Below are 17991 nucleotides of genomic sequence, written 5' to 3'. Positions count from 1 at the left end.
GGATGTCGCTTTCACTCACACGATTGGAGGGCAAATCGTGAGGGGAAGGGCCTCAGCCAATGGGTCGGGGTTCCACGCGTGAAACTGTTGTCCGCAAACTTTCCGAGCGAATTTCCGGAATGACCCGCAAGATCGGAACAGTTTGACACGATACAGGTACTACGCAAATGAATGATCCTCTGCGGATTGGTTCAAGTGCGGATTTGCCAAGTCGGAAACCAAGGAAGGTTGCTCGGATGACCAGCAAGATGACCACAACATTCACACGATTCGGGACGTTGTGCCTGCTCACCATGGTGGTGATCACGAGCACAGGTTGCTATGGCCTGGGCGGCAGCAACTACAATTTGGGGATCCTCGGGTTCCCCATTCCTGTGAGCCCGTATTACCAGCACAAGCAAGAAGAGAAGTTCCACAACAAGGAACGCTACGATCGCGTGCCGATTCTCGGCCCGACCACCTCAGGTGGTCCGCCCATCGCGTTGGATCCACCCAGCGATGACGAAGTGATGCAAGCCCTCGAGCAGGCACGTCCTGTTCAAGGCGGCATCCCTTTGATCTGGGAAAAACAACGCAACGATGTGCGGATCATCAAAGAGAAGATCTCGGACTACATCGATCCACCGCGGTTCTACCCGCTGATCGGACCAGCTCAGTTGCACCATGCACACTACAAGTGCACGATTTACTTCGACGAGTCGACCATTGTCGGTTACCCCGTTCCGCACACCCTGCGTGACCGTGAAGCGATTGAGGTCGTCTACATTGACCACAACCACTTCCACATGGTGGGTGACGTCGAGCCCTACACGACTCCGAACTTGTAGGGATCGGGATTCCGGAAGCAACATTCCGGCTGGCAATCGCACTGAACAACGACAACGGTTCGGCGGGCATTTGAGCTCGCCGGACCGTTTCTTCGTTCAAGCCCGACATCTTTCCCACACCGCATGGTTTCCCCACGCGATGCGTCTGACGCGCGATGGCATTGAGAAACCAGAAAAGGACGTCAGGAATCTTCCCTGAGACGGGGTCGGCGGGTTAGCGTATGCGGACTGAAATCACGTCCCGCTCCTCGCGAATCCCTGCACATGAATTCTGACGAAAATCCATCTTTGACCAGCGACTCGCCACGATTCGACGCCGATGATTTGGGCACGCCCGATTCAGTGGAATCGAATCCCACCGCCCAGTCAGACGTCTATGAAGACGTGCCGGACGACGAAACTGCGGGCGAAGCTGCCGCCGCAGCGGAGTCGACCACCGAGACCATGACAGCTGAGATGCTGAACGAAGACGTTTCGGACTTGGCCGATGATGTGGAAGAACTCTCGGACGAGGTCAACCAATTCGCGGTTTCAGCGGTGGCGGCAACCGACGCCCCCGTGGAATCCGACGACCAGGATCTGTCGCCGGAGTTGTTGGCGCTGCAACAGCCCTTCGTCGGACGCTGGAACGGGTTGGTCAGCACGACCAACTGGGAAAAGGGACGCATCATCAGCCAATGGCGTGCGGCCTTGATCGAAGCCGGAGCTCCCTCGACGGAGTATTCCGACGAAGCTTGGGCCTCACGGGTAGGCGGTGTCACGGCACCCCATGTGGGCCGTCTGCGTCGCGTCTTCGATCGTTTTGCCGAGGATCAACCCAAGTACGAAGGGTTGTATTGGTCGCACTTCTTGGCCGCCCTGGACTGGGACGACGCAGCCCTTTGGTTGCAAGGAGCTGTCGAGGAGAAGTGGTCGGTTTCCAACATGCGAGACAAGCGTTGGAAGGCCAACGGGGAATTGGAATCGCAGCGTCCAACTGCCAGCCAGGTGATGGACGTCGATCTGGACGAGGACCAGCCGGAAATGAGCGATGCGGATTTGGGAACCGCTCCCGCCCAGGGCGACGACACCACGCGAGATTACGACGGCGACACCGACGGCGTTCAGGGACCGACCTACGAAGGCCCTGATTTTGGCGAGGAAGAAGAGCTGAACAAACTCGGTGATTCGGGGCGTGAAGAAGGGGAGGCTGGTTTGGCGACCGAAACGCCTCCGTCACCTTTGCAACCGTTCGCAGGTTTGCCAGAATTGCCGGACGACCTCAGCGACGTCGTGGAACAACTGAAGTTGTCGATCCTGCGGCACAAGTCCGCTGGGTTCCATGACGTGTCGCCCGACGTGATTCGCCGCTATCTCGAAGCGGTTGCACTCTTGATTGAATCGTAGCCATCGAAACGACTTCCCAAACCGCCATCCAAACCGCTTCTCATTCCGTTGCCCCTGACTTCGCGTCGGGGCAGCGGATTTTAGTTGGAATCTGCACCTACAACGAAGCCGCCAACGTCAAGCCAATGTTGGCCAAGATCCGTGAGGCGCTTCCCGAGGCGGTGTGTTTGGTGGTCGACGATGACTCGCCCGACGGAACCGCAGAGATCGCCCGCGTGTACGCGGAGGAAACCGGGGCCGGTGACAGGATCCAGGTGAAGATCCGCAAAGACGAACGCGGATTGGGCGGTGCGATTCGGGCGGCGATGCAAACGGCGATCGATGGCAATTTCGATTTGTTCTGCAACCTGGACGCGGATCTCAGCCACGATCCCGCGGATCTGCCTCGGTTGGTTGCAACCTGCGTGAAGGAGAACGCTGACGTGGTGGTCGGCTCTCGTTACGCCGAAGGCGGGGCGATCGTCGGGTGGCCCTGGCGTCGCAAGCTGATGAGCGGGCTGATCAATGCGTTCACGCGAACGCTGTTGCGATTGCCGGTTCGCGATGCAAGTGGTTCGTACCGCTGTTATCGGGTGAGTTGTTTGGCCGGATTGGATCCGCCTCGCAATCCCAGCGACGGGTACGCGTTCATTCAAGAAGTCTTGTTGAGGCTCCATCGCGATGGGGCCAAGTGCGTGGAAGTTCCGATCACGTTCACCGAACGAGTTCACGGGACCAGCAAGCTGAATTTGCGAGAAGCGGTTCGAAGCAGTTGGACTGTGTTTCGGTTGTTGGCGGTCCGCTAAGACGCGTTGGGACGCCGTAGCCGGATTCGCCAGAATTCGGATGGGGTGGCCTTCGTTCGTCCGGAACCGAATTCTGGCGAATCCGGCTACGACTTGGTCGGAAGCGGAATGCATCAGCTCAGCTCCAGCTTGCAACCACCGCTTTCGCAGCCCGGCGACCGTGGTCAAAGGCTTCTTCGAACAGCGCGACTCCGCTGAGATCCGAGGCGGCGAAGTGGACGTTGCCAATCGCTTGGCTGGCCGCAACGCGTCGCAGATTGGAACGGCTGCCGACGGTGGGCTGGATCATCGCGTGGCCCCAAACCATGATGTCCAACGTCTCGATGCGTTGGCGAATGTCGGGGTGCATGACTTCGAGATCGCTGCACACGACCTCGGCGGCCTCGTCCCAGGTCAGGTTCAGAAGTTCGGTCCGAGTCAGCGCTGCGTTGTCACCGGTCAGGGCTTGGTACCACGTGATCACCGTGCCGCCATGATCGCGTCCGGTTTGATGGCCGGCGTTGACGTACCCCAAAGACGTGGATTGGTAACGGACGTTGTCCCAGCACATCCAGGAGTCCGTCTCAGTGGGACGATCCTTCAGCACGATGTTGGCGACCAGCCAACTGCCATACTGAAACGATCTCGCCTGATGGATTCGTTCGTGCTTGGTTTCTCCTAATGAGTCATCCAGCAAACGACAGGCAATGAACTGTGGAACAGCGAGAATCACGGACTCGGCGGTGATCCTGGTCGACTGTTGCGTTTGCGTGTCAAGGACATGTAGCGTTTGGGTGCCGGGTTCGTCTTCCGTCATCGAAAGAACTGCTCGGTCCGTTTCGATGCGATCCCCGAGACGTTGTGCCAGCTGGTCGACCAAGAATCCATTGCCTTCGGGCCAAGTCAGCACAGGGGCGGAATCAGGCGATTGCGAGGCATCGAGCAACCGCGCGGCGAAGTAGAAAATCCCAGCCCAAGCGCTCGTTTGACCGGCTCGCAATCCATAGTCGTCACGGCAAGAGTGATCGACCAACCAGAGCAGACGGGGGGAATCAAATGCGCGATTTTGCATCCATTGTTGCATCGAGATTTGATCGAGAGAAAGCGGTTCGGGATCGTTCGTCCCATGCGAGGTCGGCAAGACGAACCAAGGTTTGCCGTCGTTGCCAGTTCGCAATGCAAACTCGGACATCTCAGTTTGGAAGCGTTCGATCTGGGCGACATCCTCGGGGGTTGCGTCACGCATGGGAAGCAATCCGGATTGCCAGCGGTCGTTCGCCCAGACGCGTTCTTCGGGATCGCGGCAGAGCATCTGTTCGGCGGCGACACCGTGTTCATCGAGCACACCACAATCTCGCAAGAATGCTTGCAGGGGTGCGTTGCGTGGGCCCGGCAGTGGTAAGTAGTGGGCTCCCCAAGGGGCACGCAACGAACCGAAGGATTCGGATGTGTACTGGGTGCTTCGCGATGTGCCGCCGGGCGATGATTCCAATTCCAAAACGAGGAAGTCATCCACTCCTGATTTCAAAAGTTCGTAGCCGGCGGCCAAGCCGGCGACTCCGCCACCGACAATGACACAGGATGCGCGGCGCCGCGTGGCATCTGAGGAGCCGGTCAATCGCTCCGAGGTTGGGACTCGCAACCGATGACCGATCTCTCGGTTGGGCGACAGGAAGGCACCGGCAAATGGAAGTGCACCCGACCAACGGGAGGAAAGCGAATCGCAGCCCGCACAGGCGAGGGATCCGACACCGAGCACCGAAGACAGCAAATCCCGCCGGGTGTAGCGAAGTCTTCGGGGCTGCGAATTCATCCGAACGCTCCGCTGGTCTGGAGGAGGTAGCCGACATAGCCGCAGTACAACGCGATCATCAGCATGCCTTCCCAGCGAACGATGGTACGTCCGGTTCGATACAGGACCCAGCTGAGCATGGCTGCGATCACCATCAGCGGCATATCGAGACCCATGATTTCAGGAGCGACATTCAGGCCGCCCGGAGCGATCACGGACGTGATGCCAAGCACCGCGACGATGTTGAGCGTGGTGCTGCCAACGGCGTTGCCAATTGCGATCCCGCGTTCGCCTTTGATGGTGGCAGCAACGGACGTGACCAGTTCAGGAAGCGAGGTGCCAGCGGAGACGATTGTCAGTCCGATCACCAATTCGGAAACACCCAGAATGCGTGCCATCGAAACCGCTCCGTCGACGAACAACTCGCACCCGAAGACCAAGGCAGCGACGCCGGCACCGAGCAAAACCAATTGCCAGAGAATCACCGCGACACGTCGCCCCAGTGATTCGGTGGCTTCTTCCAAGGCGTCCGGCAACTCAAGATCATCGTGGATGGCACCTTCGCCCGACAGTTTGCCGAGCCGGTATGAGATCGCAAAGTACGCGATCATGATCAGGATCAATCCGATTCCATCCCAACGCCCGATGATTCCGTTCCACGAAGCGAGCATCATGGCGATGGTCGCCGCGATCATCACAGGCACATCAAAGCGTGTGATTTGTTTCTCCACCGGCAGGGGCGCAAAGAGAGCGCTGAAGCCGACGATCATCAACATGTTGAACAGATTGCTACCGACGACGTTGCCGATGGTGATATCGGCTTGGCCTCGAAGCGCCGTGGCGAACGACACGGCCATCTCAGGGGCGCTCGTGCCCAGCGAGACCACGGTCAGTCCCACAAACAGCGGGCTGAGTTTGGCAGCGATGGCCAATCGGGAGGCGCCGCGGACGACCCACTCCCCTCCGATCAAGAGTAAGAGGACGCCGCCGAGAATTTGTAGTGCGATGATACCATTCATGCGGCTGAAAATAGACAAGCGTGCCGTCTCGCAAAAGGAGACGACACGCTTGAATGTTGGTTCGGTGATTCAGGCGGCCCAATCAGAAGTTGAATGAGCGGTCTGGTCCGAGGGCGGATCAGTGGTGGCCGCGGTGACCACGGCCGTGTCCACCGTAGTGCAGGTCGTAATGGCCGGGTTGGTAGTGGTAGTGATTTCCGTGAGGAACAACCGCTGGGGCGTGATAGTCATAGTGAGGACGGGTGTACCCACGGTATCCGGCCGAATAGCGGTTGGGGGACACGACGGGGCCAAAGGCTTGGTGTCCGCGATTGTAGTGGCTGCCGTAATGGCTTCCATAACGACTTCCGTAACGGTTCACGCCGTAGTTGCCGTAACTCAACCCGCCACTACCGATGCGAAGCGAGAACCCTTGTGCGTTCGCTTCTGGGGCGTCAGCCATGAAGGTGGCTGCGACAGCGAGAACAGGGACGGCGATCCATTTGGTCAATTGAGACATTGTTTTTTTCTCCGTAGATAACTTGTTCCGCCGCGTGATGCCTCTTCGACATCTGTTCACAAGTCGCGTGAAACTCATTTCAACGGATAACGAAAGCAACCCGGGGGCCAAACGCTGCCAAAACGTCACAAAATGCCGCTTTTGCCGAAAAATGCCTGTTTTTCGGGATGAAAATCAGGTGTCAGGCCGAATTCGCCAGCGGGACACTCGCTCAAGTGTCGTCAATGTGATGTTTGTCGAGGTTGCAATATGAGACGCCATGACACCCGAATGGGGTGGGTTGGCTGGTTTTAGCGACCGAGCCAGGGCATTGCGTCAGCGCTCAGACGATCTCGAACCGGTCCCGGCAGGGGTTGCTGGTAGCTGGGCGGCCGGCTGCCTTGATCGTTCGGCCCGATGTCGGTCAGGGGGTACGGGTCATGCACGATCGCGTTGGCTTGCTGTTGGTTCATCGTTCCTGGGGCCGGCAGGAAACCACGACCGCGACATCCAGCGGACAGGCTGGTGAGCAGAATCAGCGTGGACACGCCGGCGAACGAGCATACGCGCAGGGAGGAGGTGCGCATGGGATCGGTCCTGACAAATACGAGAGACACGGATTGGGAGGGCGGCGTTGCTGGGGAGGGGGTGGAAGAGCAAGCTGCCGGCGAGTCGGATCATTGGAATGATGCGACCCTACAGCAATTCATCGAACGATCGCGATCCCGCCTGGATGGCTTCCTGTGGGCCCGACCGAAAAGCAGGGTTGGCGGGTCGGGTTGCTCCGGTCGATTCGGGTTGAACCGGCGATGCGAATGGCTCGCTGCGAGCGGGGTGGTGCCGCGTGGGTGTCTTAGAAAGAAAAGTAACGCAACCAGTTTCGGACACCTTGACCGGGGACGTAGGCAACCGGTTGGCCCCAAAGTCCAGGACCCACCTGAACTGGATTGGCACCCTGTCCAAAGTCAATCAAAGCGCCCGCGGGGCCAGCATTCAGCGTGGTGGATGCGACGGGGGGGACAGTGGATCCGACAGGATAAGCTGTGGCGGGAATGGCCGCCGGAGCAGCGATTTGTGCGGGTGGAGCGATGTAGCCAACAGGAGCAACGCCACCGGGAGTCGCACAACCTTGGCCGTACCCGTAGCCGGAATAGGGACTCATCGCCGAGTATTCACTCGGTGCCGAGATCAAGGCGCAGTTGCTCATTGTGGCGTAGCCACCATTGCTCAGTTGAGGTGGTGGAACGGGAGCGTAGTCGGACGGTGGGGGACCGATTCGATTCGGAGCGAAGGTTGGATTTCCGCCCAGAACATCGTTGGGAACCGCTGTCGGAGCCGGCAGAGATCGACCTTGGGTTGGGGCACCGCCCGCTGGCGCAGACATTCCCGAGGGAGGCGATGGGACGGGCGCCGAATTGCCAAAGCCGGGTTGCGAATTGCCAACACTGGGCGGCACGCCAAACGATGGTTGCGATTGAACGGGCTGGGAACCGGCTGGTGGCGTGAAGGTTTGTGGGCCGCCGATGTCGCCGGGAAGATCAAAACCGCCCGACTGCATGGCGACTTGTCGCACATTGGGATCGTAGGCTGTCTGAGGCGAACGGAAGGAGGTCGGTCTCACCACCGTGTTTTGTGCGGCGCGTTGCCGGCGAGCCGTCTCGGTTTGGTCAACGGCGCTGGGGGAACCGATCGGCCGAAATGGCAACGCTTGCTGGGCACGCGCGGCTTCGGACGAGACAAGCGTCGAGACACCGACCAGCACGAACACAGCCGCGAAGAGCGGGTGAGCATGCTGAGGTTGAAAAACGTTGGTCAGAAATCGGATCATGGTATCCCATCCGTGAAAGCGTGATCTTGTTGGGGGTAACAATCTGTGGTGGACTGGATCAAGATCAATTCCATGACACGCAGGGGACCGATGTTGTTTGCCAAACCGTCACCACAAGAGGTGCTGGCGTCGCGAGGCGAGGCCAGTGCCACGTCATTGGTGCATCGCAACCGGGATGCCAATCGGCCCAATTCCGTGTTCGTGGAACTGGAACCTGTCGAACGCCACCCGGGCCGGGCGGCCCAAATGACATCTGTGTTGACGTTGTTGCTGGCGTCTTCGGAGTGTTCGCTGCACTGCAGCATGTGTGATTTATGGCGGAACACGCTGGATCAGCCGACTCCGCCAGGAGCCCTGCCCAGTCAAATTCGGATTGGTTTGCGAGAGTGGCGAGAGCAAACCGGACGCGAATCGGGGGGCACGATCAAGCTTTACAACAGCGGGAATTTCTTCGATCCTCGCACCACCCCGTCGACGGACGATGACACGATTGCAAAGCTTTGCGAGCCCTTTGATCGCGTGGTGGTGGAGAACCATCCTTTGATTGGTACACGACGCCTGTATGAATTCGCGAAACGTTTGCGCGGGAAACTGGAAATCGCGGTGGGGCTGGAATGCATCGCGCCGCGGATGTTGGATCGATTGAACAAACGACTTCGCCCGGGGCAATTTTTTCAATTTGCACAACACTTGAAAGACGCCTCCATTGATTTGCGTGTGTTCCTGATCCATGGGCTGCCGTGGTTGGCTCCGGAGGAATCGTACGCATGGACCATCTTGTCGGCGCGATTCGCGGCCGCAGCGGGAGCACGTCACATCAGTGTGTTGCCCTGTCGAACCGGCAACGGTTTCATGGACCGCTTGGCTCGCGAGGGCCGTTTTCATCCGCCGTCGCGAAAGCAGATGCTGGCGGTCATGGACAGGTTGGAAACTGATTCCCGTTTTGACTTTGGACCGGTGCTGACCTTGGACACCTGGGGTTTGGAACCCGATCAGTCTGAACCAGCCGAAGGCCAGGGGCCCGACTCGCCGAGTGACTCTCGAAATGATGTCTGATCCATCCGCGAATTACGATGTTGCGATTTTGGGTGGTGGCTTTTCCGGTGGGCTGCTGGCTTGGGTTTTGGCTTCCCGAGGCGTCCGTGTCGTACTGATCGAGCGCGAGCAGTTCGGGCGTTTTGCAATTGGTGAATCCAGCACTCCGATGGCCGACTTGGTCTTGCGGCAGCTTGCCGATCAATACGGCTTGCCCGATCTGCGCGCGTTGTCGACGTACCCGACTTGGAAGGAAGGCTTTCCGAATTTGCGTTGTGGAAAGAAGCGAGGTTTCAGCTACTACCACCACGGTGACGCCTCGTCACGTCACGAAGCTGGTCATGAGTTTCACGATCGTTATGAAACATCGGAAAACGTTTGGGGAAATAGTTTGTTGGTCACGGCGAGTCCCAGCGACACTTGGTCTGACACGCAGTGGCTGAGAAGTGACTTGGATTCATTCTTCATCGAGCAAGCCGTTTGTGCGGGAGCCGATTGCCGTGAACGGACGGAGGTGGTCGATGCCACGAGGGGGAAATCCATTCAGTTGACGTTGTGTGATCGATCCGGGGAACGAGCCAGCGGGAAGACGCAGAGCCTCTCGGCGCAGTGGTTGGTCAATGCATCGGGGCGGTTTGGTGTGTTGCCGGATTCATTGACGCAGTCAATCGGGGTGCGACGCGTTGATGAGCGATTGCAGACGAGCACGCGCAGTGTCTTTGGACACTTTCGTGGTGTGAAATCCTGGACGGAGGAACTGAGAAGGACCGGCCAGTTGCGTGAGGACGAGCCGTTTGATCCCGATGATGCGGCGCAGCACCATTTGACCGCGGAGGGGTGGATGTGGATGTTGCGGATGGATCACGGTGTCACCAGTGTCGGCTGGACTCAGCCAACGGGGACGAGTTCCGGCGGGCATGTTTCGGGAACGCGTGATTCAGAGAATTGGCGTCGGTATCCCAGTCTGCAAACGCTGATGCAAGGAGCGACGTTGTGCGACGCGACCCCCCATTGGATTTCTGTGGACCGAGTCCAGCGGATGCAGTTGCCAGTCAGGAATCGGAATTACGTGACGATGCCAACGGCGGTGGCCACGATTGATCCGCTGCACAGCACAGGGATTGCGCATGGATTGATCGGCGTGTCCAGGTTGGCGGACGCCTTGTTGAGCGAGTCATCGCGACGACGTGAGTTGCTCGATCGCTATGCGACCACGGTCGAACGCGAGGTGCTGCAGATCGATGCTTTGGTTTCGATGTGCTATCAAAGTCTGTCAACGATGTCGCGTTTTGAAGCCGTTTCGATGCTGTACTTTGCCTCCGCGATTGCCTCGGAAGAGTTTTTAGCATCCGGTGGCAACGTTCATTCCACTTTGTGGCTGTGCGACGACGAACCGTTTTGTCAGTTGATCGCGGCGACACAGTGTCAGCTAGCGAACGATGTCTTGGACGCGGATTTGTGGCGATGGTTGCAACCTCGCTTGCAACCGTTTCACAATGCGGGCTTGCTGGATCCTCGAGTTCGCGGTCGGTATCGGTACACTGGCGAAGCGAAACGTTAGTTGATGAACAGGGCTTCGTCTTGTTCGATTTCGATGAGGTGGGCGTTCTGGGTGGCCCGGCAAAGGTCGAGAAGTTTTTGAGTTTGCCGAAGCAGTGTGATCCACTCGACGGTTTCGCCTTTCGAGGCGGCTTCTTCGATTTGTTTTGCGGAGTCGACGATGGGGGTCAGGTAGCTGGCATTGGCGATTTCAGACAAATCCTTGGCCAGGTCTCGCAGGTCCGTGAGGTTTTGCGCGTCCATGGCTTCGGCAATGCGTTCGATTTGCTGCCCGATTTTCAGTGCCGTCTGCTTGGGAACGGCAAACGCAATTCCGGTGGAGGTTGGCACACCCATCGAGCTTTCTTTGACGTCAGCTTCGATTTTGGTGAGGAAGTGCTTCACCAACTGGGCATCGAATTGTTTGCCTGCACACCGTTGAAGTTCGATCGCAGCGGACGAGTGCGGTCGGCCTCGGCGATAGGCGTGATCGGAAACGATGGAGTCGTAGGTGTCGGCAATGGTGAGGATTCGAGCTTCGATTGGAAGTTCGTCCAGTTTCAGATGACGCTCCACTTCCCCGCGGTCGCTGATCGCATGATGAGCGCGGATGATGCGTTCGAGTTCAGGGCAGTGGAAGGTGCCGGCGACCATGTCGAGACCGATGGTGTTGTGACGCCGCATGATCTTCCATTCGTCGTCCGTCAGCGGCCCGGGTTTGTGCAAGACATCATCGGGAACACCGATTTTTCCGATGTCGTGCAGCAGCGCGGCGATTTCCAGAACGTAAATGTCCCGCTGGCAAACGAGGCCGTCGGCGGCTTGGACACAAAGGTTGGCCACTCGTCGACTGTGCTCTGCGGTCGCTGGATCGCGATAGGCCAACGCCGAAACCAACGCCGTCACGGCATGGAACGGGAGACTGACCAAATCGGGATCAGCAACATCTTCGGCTTGAGGGGCTTCTTCGCCGAGAACGTCCACGCGATCAGGATCAAACGGAACGGATTGGTTCCGTCCGCCGCGTTTGGCAACGTAGAGGCAATTGTCGGCTTGGTTGATCAGCGATTGCACATCGGCGGCACCAAATTGCAGTTCACTGACCCCCAGGGAAGCGGTCAGTCGGAGTGATTCCGGATCGTCCAAGCGAATGTTCATGATCGCCAACCGAGTCCGCTCGGATTGTTCCATCGCTTCGTCGAGATCGTGCCCGGGCAACATCACACAGAACTCTTCGCCCCCGTAACGACAGACGACTTGGTTTTCTTCGTGAAGGTCGCGCAGAACCTTGGAGACTTTTCGAAGCACATCGTCACCGGTGTGGTGACCGTAGGTGTCATTGACGCTTTTAAAGTGGTCAATGTCGACCATGAAGCAGGACAGGGGACGTCCCGCGCTGCGATAGTCAACGAGCATGGTTTCCATGCGTTCAAAGAAAGCACGGCGATTGAGACAGCCAGTGAGTGCGTCTCGCGTGGCGAGAATCTCGAGTTCTTGGTTCTTCTTTTGGATTTCGTCTTTACTCAAACGCAACATCGAAAGCATGTTCTCGAGTTCGAGACGATGCTTCTCCACGTGCGTGACGTCCTGGAAGGTGACCAAGGCTCCTTTTCGCGTTTCGTCTTCACCGATCGGCCCCGCGTTGACGCTGAAGACACGGTGCACCCCATCCCGTCCAGTCAGACGGAGGATTTCCCCGACCACGGATTTGCGTTGGCTAATGGCTTGCGTCCAAGGCAATTCAATGTCGGCGTCTTTGTCGTCGGTGTTGAAGACCCAGGGCAAATCAGCGGCCAAACGTTTTTGCAGTTCTTCGGGTTCAAAACCGTTGGTATTCAGGAAGTTGTCATTGGCCAAGATAATCTTGCCATCTTTGTCGAGAACCAGCAGACCTTCCGCAAGGGTATCGAGTGCTTGGCGGACGCGTTCCGGAACGACCTGAGTTCTCGAAAACACGCCCAGAATTCGCATCATCAGGAACGAGTACGATCCCATGCCGATCACGGCGAAGAAGATCAGCAGGCGCAGGATGCCTTGGTCCAGCAGGTTTCCGAACAGACCTGTGGCATTGGTTTTGAAAGTGAATTCCAGGTTGCCCCAGGTCCGATCTTGGACCGTGATGGGGATGTCCAACCGGATGATGGCGCCATCCAGTTCGGCGGTGGCATCACGCGAAACTGGTTCACTGGGTTCGACCCACGAGGGAACCACTTCGGTGGTTTCGGGGGCATCCGTTAGGAACAGAACAGGGTCATGTGCGGTCGCGCCGACGGGCGGTGGCTGGGACACTTGCTCGTTACTTGGAGCAGCGGAAGTCGCTGTTCTTTTCCAACACAGACGGTGATGCTTGGTCGCCGCTTGAAGGGTTCCGCTCTCGGTCCGGAGGCCTCCGGAAAGCAAGGCGTCGTTCTGACGGACCAGAGCTTCCAGGGTGGTGTTCAGTTTGGACCAGCGGTGTTGCCGAATGTCGTCGATGGAGGCGATTGCAACGGTTTCGCAGAATTTTCGGCGCGCAGTTTCCTCGGCCAGCCGTGAATCGGGGATGAACCCGAGCCACTGAGCTCCGAGGATGAGACCCAATCCGACGCACACAAGTGCGAAGGCGAGTCGAAGCGATGCGAAAACGGCCTGGAACAAAAAAGAGATCGATCGAATGAGGGATGGTTGACGTCAAATTCCCAACTGAACCGTCGCACGCAGGCGACGAGACGCGGTCCGTCGACCGCGAAAAACAGAGAAGGAATTCCCTTTGGATAAGTCTTCGCCATGAAACGTGTCACATCGGTGATGAGTGGTGATCAACTGTACTGGCGTGAAAAAGTCTTGAGGTTGTTAGCGATTTAGCCGGGTGATCGGATTGATCGCTTGGTAACGACTGCTGGGATGGTGCTAAGCAGGTCGGCTGGAATGATCGGGCACAACCATGTGAGCCGTTTGGGCGTTCGCCTGGCCTGCGCGTGAAAACCGTGGCGAACGCCAACGGCTCACATACCCAATGACACCTGCGTACCTACTTAGTCGAGCATTTCTTCCACTTCGTCTTGGGCTGTTCCGTCGGCGCCGCGGTAAGCGGACAACAAGGAAGCCGGGTCGAGCATTCGCCAACTGGGGATGCCTGCGTACATGGTCGCAATGAACATCCCGCCGCGGAGGGCCCAGAGGACATAGCCGATCGAAGCCAGCCCCAAGGTGGTTCCAACGGCGCCCACGTGAATGTCTTCGTTGTCGTAGGTTTCGTTGATGCGAACCGAACCGTTGTCGGACAGGTGCCACGTCAGCAATGTGTCGAGGTCGGTCTCGCCAACCAGGTCGTCCAGGAGTGAGTCGCCGCCGGCCAAGATGTCGTAATGGAACAATGAATTACCGAATCCGAATCGTTGAGCAAATCGGCTGGACTGATTGGCGGAAGCGAGAACCCCTTGGTTGCGACTGTCGTTGGAATTGCCAGTCGAATCGTCGCCGGAATCGGACCCGTTTCCATCTCCAGCTTGATTGTCGGGGGTGTGGCGACCTGACTGGGTTGTGTCGCTGGAATTTGTACCACCGCCGCCGTTCAGGCCCGTTCCACTGGTGGAACCGTCTGCATCGTTGCTGCCATTCGTGTCGCTGGGGGCTTCACTCCCACCATCGCCATCACCATCACCATCACCGCTGCCATCGCCGCTGCCATCGCCACTGCCATCGCCACTGCCCGTTGATCCGTCACCTGGGTCGCCACCGCTTCCACTGGAGCCACCGCCGGTGTTGCCCGCGACGACATCAATGCTGACGGTGGCTGTGTTGCTGGACAGGAATCCGTCGTTTGCTTGGTACTGAAACGAGTCCGTGCCGAAGAACCCCGAATTCGGTGTGTAAGTTACGTGTCCATCCAGGTCGATGCTCAGTGACCCGTTGGTCGGATGAGCAATGATCACGACTCGCAGTGGATCCGAATCAACATCGACATCGTTGGCGAGCAATGAAGGGTTGTTCAGCAATTTGTGTTGCCCGATCGTGGTGCTGTACGACCCGTCATTCAAGGCAAGCGGGGCTTCGTTGACATCGAGGATCTCTACTGTGAAGGTTTGGTCGATGAATGAACCATCGTCCGAGAGGCCGCGGACGATGATGTCGTGGAACGCTTGGGATTCGAAGTTCAACGACGATCCGGGGGCAACGGTCACAATACCTGTGTTGAGATCGACATCGAAGCGGCCCCCAGCGTCATCCACCATGGCGTACTGGATGTTGTTGTTCGTCGCGTCGGCGTCTGTCGCCAATGCGGTGATGCCTACGGAGACACCGGCAGCCGAGTTCTCATTGACTTGATTGAGGTTGCCATCCACATCGCCCCCCGAGATCGCAACGAATTCGTTGACATCGTTGACGACAATGGTGAAGGATTGCGATTCGGAGGATGAATCGCTGGACGTGGCAGTGACTGTGATCGCGTGGCTGGCCGTGGTTTCGCGGTCGAGTGCACCCGCGACCGTGACTTCGCCGGTGCTGGGATCAATCTGGAACAATCCACCTGGGTTGCTGCTCAAGGTGTAAGTGATTGTGTTGTTGGTTGCGTCGAAATCAAACGCATCGGCTGTGACGCCAACCGAGGTTCCTGCAGCGACGTTTTCATCGACCGAGTTGGTGTCTGTGTCGATATCGGTTGGAACGGAGACACCAAATTCGTTCACGTCATTGATGGAGATCTCGAACGTCTGTGTCGCGGTGGTACCATCCGAACTGGATGCCATGACCGTGATCGAACGGGTTGCACCGTGAGTTTCTCGATCGATCGATGCGGCGGTGGTGACTTCGCCGCTGTTGGGATCAATCTGGAACAACCCATCGGGATTGCTGGTCAAGGAGTAAGTCACCGTGTTGTCGGTTGCATCCAGATCGAAGGCATCGGCTGTGAGACCAACGAGCACGCCAGCAGGTTCGTTCTCATCCACCTCATTGCTGGCAGGATCGGAATCCGTGGGTACGGTGACGTCGTGTTCGTTGGCATCGCTGATGGTGACGACGAAGTCTTCTTGATAGGTTGCCCCGGAGGCGTCGGTCACACGAACAGTGAGCGTGTGAGTGGTGTCGGTCTCGTAGTCGAGTTGGGCGGCGTCAGCCACCGTGATTTCACCCGTGGTGGGGTCGATCGTGAATCGACCGTTGGCATCATCGATCAGACTGAATGTAGCTGAGTCACTCGCGTCAACATCGCTGTGGGTGATCGTTCCCACGGAGTCGCCATTGTTGGCCGCTTCTGAGATCGCTAGGCCGACCGAGTCCAGGTCATGTGGGGCGTCGTTGCTACCATGGATGGTGATCGTGATTTCCGCCGTGCTGAGCGAACCGTTGGAATCTTCGATCGTGTAAGTGAACACTTCTTGCAGTGTTTCACCTGTCGTGCGAAGTGCTTGGACCGCTGGATGGGTTTCGTTCACGACGAATGTGTAAGCACCAAGGGAGTCAATTTCGATGGAACCGAATGCACCGGCGACTTCAATTCCGACCAGTCCGGAGGCACTGCTTTGTGACCCTGCCGCGACGCCGATGACGGATAGACTGTCGGACACGTCCGGGTCATTGTCGTTGATGAGCACGTTGCCAGTGGCATCGGACCCCAAGGTAGCGTTTCCGATTCCGCCCGATTCGGTGGCGGATCCCAGGTCGTCCGAAGCGACTGGTCCATCGTTGGTGCCCGTGATTGTGACGGTGACCGTTTCGGTATCACTCAGTTGGACGCCATCGTCATCCGTAGCGCTGACCGTGTAGGTCAACACGAGCGTCTCGCCGTCCGCAAGAAAATCAAAAGCTTCGCCATTGCTGTTGAAATTCCACGTCAGCGAGGCGGTCGTCTCCGTTCCATCCAGAATGGCGGAGGGCGAGACAGTCAAGAAGCCGAGCAAGGTTGAGTTGTTCAAGGTGCCAGGAACACTGGCGGTACCCGTGCCGCTGACCGCGACCGTGTCGACTGCGGCGGTCACGTTGTCGGTCAAATCAGCATCACTGATTGTGAGCGATCCGGTCGTGGTCAATTCGCTATCGGTCTCGGTCAAGCCGACCGAGTCGGGGCCGTCCGTGATGATCGGAGCGTCATTGGTGCCGGTGACCGTGATGGTCACGGTGGCGTCATCGCTGAGCGTTCCGGTGCCGTCGTCGGTGGCCCGATAGACAAACGTGACGTCGCGAGTTTCGCCCGTGGCGAGGTCTTGAAAGTCTGCCCCAGGATCGAACGTGTACGATCCGTTGGAGTTGACGACCACGTCGCCTTCCGCAGTGTTCGAAACCAATGTGAACGTCAGATTGTCGGCTGGATCGTTGTCGGTCGCGATCAGGGTTCCTGCGACGGGGACGCCGTCTTCGGTGGCAGTGTTGGTGCCATCGTTTGCCACGGGAGCATCATTGACTGAGGCCACTGTGACGTCGAAGGTCACATCGGTGAATTCGCCTCTCGCATCGGTGGCGCGCACGGTGATCTGTTGGGTGCCGTGTTCGTTCGCGGCGTAGTCCAGCGTCAGGGTTCCCGCAGCGTTGTTGATCAACGCGGAGTCGAGGAAGGCCGGGTCGCTGTAGCCGATCAGACTGTAGGTCAATTCGCTATCGGCATGTTCAAGATCGCTGAAGGCGGCGTCGAGATCGATCACCGTGTCCGGTGCATCTTCGGCTACGTTGACATCAGCGATCGAGCCGGTGGGGTTGGAGTTCAGGAAAATGTCCACGGCGCCGTTGGGACTGTCGTACTCGTCGTAAACGGTGAAGCCGATTCCGTCGTTGACCAAACTGACGGTGCTCCAGGTGCCGCTGATTCCGGCCGATGTCAATAGATCGTTGAGCAATCCGCCAGCGGTCATGCCAGCCACATCCAATTGCAGTTCGCTGCCCGTGCCGAGTTTCAGGTCGCCGCCCACCGCGATCTTTTCGTAAACGCTGGTGGAACTGGCTGCTAACTGAACGATTCCATCGTTGAGAACCGACAGATCGTTGGTGATTCTTCCGGCACCCCTTAGTGTGGCGTCATCGATGATCACGCCACCGGTGGTGGTGATCGTTTGCCCATTCAGGTCCAGTGTGCCGCCGATCACGTTGACGTCTTGGTTGGTCCCATCCAGGATCAATGCGTCACTTAGGATGACTGTTCCGGATGTTTTGTCGATGATCAGATCGCCATTGGCAAAGTCGTCCCCGGAGATCGTTTGGTCGCCGGTGCCGACCAGAGTCAACGTTGCGTCGCCGCCGATGGAGGTGTCGTTGGACGTGACGTCGCCCGAGACGCGGATGTCGCCGACACTGAGATTTCCGACTCGCTCGATCGTCAGGTTTCCGCCCACATTCAAAACACCCGAGATG

Annotated in this window: 12 protein-coding genes (1 of these 12 cut by a window edge); 5 read left to right on the top strand and 7 right to left on the bottom strand. The window is 58.0% G+C overall.

Translation table 11 applies throughout. The annotated features are described in order from the left end of the window. Positions 1–236: 236 nt before the first annotated feature. The 3 genes from PSR62_RS20085 (at position 237) to PSR62_RS20075 (ending at position 2998) form a co-directional block, all read left to right on the top strand. Positions 237–827, top strand: a complete 591-nt coding sequence (locus PSR62_RS20085; protein ID WP_173442731.1) for a hypothetical protein — start codon at positions 237–239, stop codon at positions 825–827. A gap of 264 nt (positions 828–1091) precedes the next feature. Next, positions 1092–2213 carry a hypothetical protein gene (locus tag PSR62_RS20080; RefSeq protein ID WP_274404779.1) on the top strand — a complete coding sequence of 374 codons (1122 nt, stop codon included), beginning with the start codon at positions 1092–1094 and terminating at the stop codon, positions 2211–2213. A 77-nt stretch (positions 2214–2290) separates the two neighbouring features. Continuing rightward, complete coding sequence (locus tag PSR62_RS20075) at positions 2291–2998, top strand: polyprenol monophosphomannose synthase (RefSeq protein WP_274408264.1); 708 nt, start codon at positions 2291–2293, stop codon at positions 2996–2998. Between the two features lie 118 nt (positions 2999–3116). Here PSR62_RS20075 and PSR62_RS20070 read toward each other — a convergent pair whose 3' ends face one another. The 5 genes from PSR62_RS20070 to PSR62_RS20050 form a co-directional block, all read right to left on the bottom strand. Further along, a complete protein-coding gene (locus tag PSR62_RS20070; RefSeq protein ID WP_274404778.1) occupies positions 3117–4790 on the bottom strand; it encodes an FAD-dependent oxidoreductase in 1674 nt (557 codons plus the stop codon). After that, complete coding sequence (locus PSR62_RS20065) at positions 4787–5788, bottom strand: calcium/sodium antiporter (protein WP_274404777.1); 1002 nt, start codon at positions 5786–5788, stop codon at positions 4787–4789. Before PSR62_RS20065 ends, PSR62_RS20070 begins: the two co-directional genes overlap by 4 nt. Before the next feature lie 118 nt (positions 5789–5906). After that, positions 5907–6287, bottom strand: a complete 381-nt coding sequence (locus PSR62_RS20060; RefSeq protein ID WP_274404776.1) for a hypothetical protein — start codon at positions 6285–6287, stop codon at positions 5907–5909. Between the two features lie 290 nt (positions 6288–6577). Further along, on the bottom strand, positions 6578–6853 hold the full coding sequence (locus PSR62_RS20055) for a membrane or secreted protein (protein WP_274404775.1): 276 nt from the start codon (positions 6851–6853) through the stop codon (positions 6578–6580). 266 nt (positions 6854–7119) lie between these two features. Beyond that, positions 7120–8094: a hypothetical protein gene (locus tag PSR62_RS20050; RefSeq protein WP_274404774.1), complete on the bottom strand. Its 975-nt coding sequence runs from the start codon at positions 8092–8094 to the stop codon at positions 7120–7122. Between the two features lie 72 nt (positions 8095–8166). On the opposite strand from PSR62_RS20050, the gene PSR62_RS20045 reads away from it, so the two are divergent. Together PSR62_RS20045 and PSR62_RS20040 are read left to right on the top strand one after the other, a co-directional pair. Further along, a complete protein-coding gene (locus PSR62_RS20045; RefSeq protein ID WP_274404773.1) occupies positions 8167–9150 on the top strand; it encodes a Fe-S oxidoreductase in 984 nt (327 codons plus the stop codon). Next, on the top strand, positions 9140–10690 hold the full coding sequence (locus tag PSR62_RS20040) for an NAD(P)/FAD-dependent oxidoreductase (protein ID WP_274404772.1): 1551 nt from the start codon (positions 9140–9142) through the stop codon (positions 10688–10690). Before PSR62_RS20045 ends, PSR62_RS20040 begins: the two co-directional genes overlap by 11 nt. On the opposite strand, the gene PSR62_RS20035 is transcribed toward PSR62_RS20040, so the two are convergent. After that, entirely contained in the window at positions 10687–13305 is a 2619-nt protein-coding gene (locus PSR62_RS20035) for a diguanylate cyclase (RefSeq protein WP_338020098.1), read from the bottom strand. The two genes, PSR62_RS20040 and PSR62_RS20035, sit on opposite strands and share 4 nt — an antisense overlap. Positions 13306–13682: 377 nt before the next feature. Further along, on the bottom strand, positions 13683–17991 hold the final stretch of the coding sequence (locus PSR62_RS20030; RefSeq protein WP_274404770.1) for a LamG-like jellyroll fold domain-containing protein. The gene runs 24908 nt beyond the window's last position; only the last 4309 of its 29217 coding nucleotides appear in the window; the start codon falls outside the window, past its right edge; it ends in the stop codon at positions 13683–13685.

Origin of the sequence: Rhodopirellula sp. P2 (assembly GCF_028768465.1) — a bacterium.
GTDB lineage: Bacteria > Planctomycetota > Planctomycetia > Pirellulales > Pirellulaceae > Rhodopirellula.
This window is presented reverse-complemented; position numbering and strand designations above follow the sequence as displayed.

What these genes read in the sequence shown, in the direction of transcription:
- PSR62_RS20085 (WP_173442731.1), top strand. Translation starts at nt 237, where the DNA reads ATGACCAGCAAGATGACCACAACATTCACACGATTCGGGACGTTGTGC.
- PSR62_RS20080 (WP_274404779.1), top strand. Translation starts at nt 1,092, where the DNA reads ATGAATTCTGACGAAAATCCATCTTTGACCAGCGACTCGCCACGATTC.
- PSR62_RS20060 (WP_274404776.1), bottom strand. Translation starts at nt 6,287, where the DNA reads ATGTCTCAATTGACCAAATGGATCGCCGTCCCTGTTCTCGCTGTCGCA.
- PSR62_RS20050 (WP_274404774.1), bottom strand. Translation starts at nt 8,094, where the DNA reads ATGATCCGATTTCTGACCAACGTTTTTCAACCTCAGCATGCTCACCCG.
- PSR62_RS20045 (WP_274404773.1), top strand. Translation starts at nt 8,167, where the DNA reads ATGACACGCAGGGGACCGATGTTGTTTGCCAAACCGTCACCACAAGAG.
- PSR62_RS20055 (WP_274404775.1), bottom strand. Translation starts at nt 6,853, where the DNA reads ATGCGCACCTCCTCCCTGCGCGTATGCTCGTTCGCCGGCGTGTCCACG.
- PSR62_RS20040 (WP_274404772.1), top strand. Translation starts at nt 9,140, where the DNA reads ATGATGTCTGATCCATCCGCGAATTACGATGTTGCGATTTTGGGTGGT.
- PSR62_RS20070 (WP_274404778.1), bottom strand. Translation starts at nt 4,790, where the DNA reads ATGAATTCGCAGCCCCGAAGACTTCGCTACACCCGGCGGGATTTGCTG.
- PSR62_RS20065 (WP_274404777.1), bottom strand. Translation starts at nt 5,788, where the DNA reads ATGAATGGTATCATCGCACTACAAATTCTCGGCGGCGTCCTCTTACTC.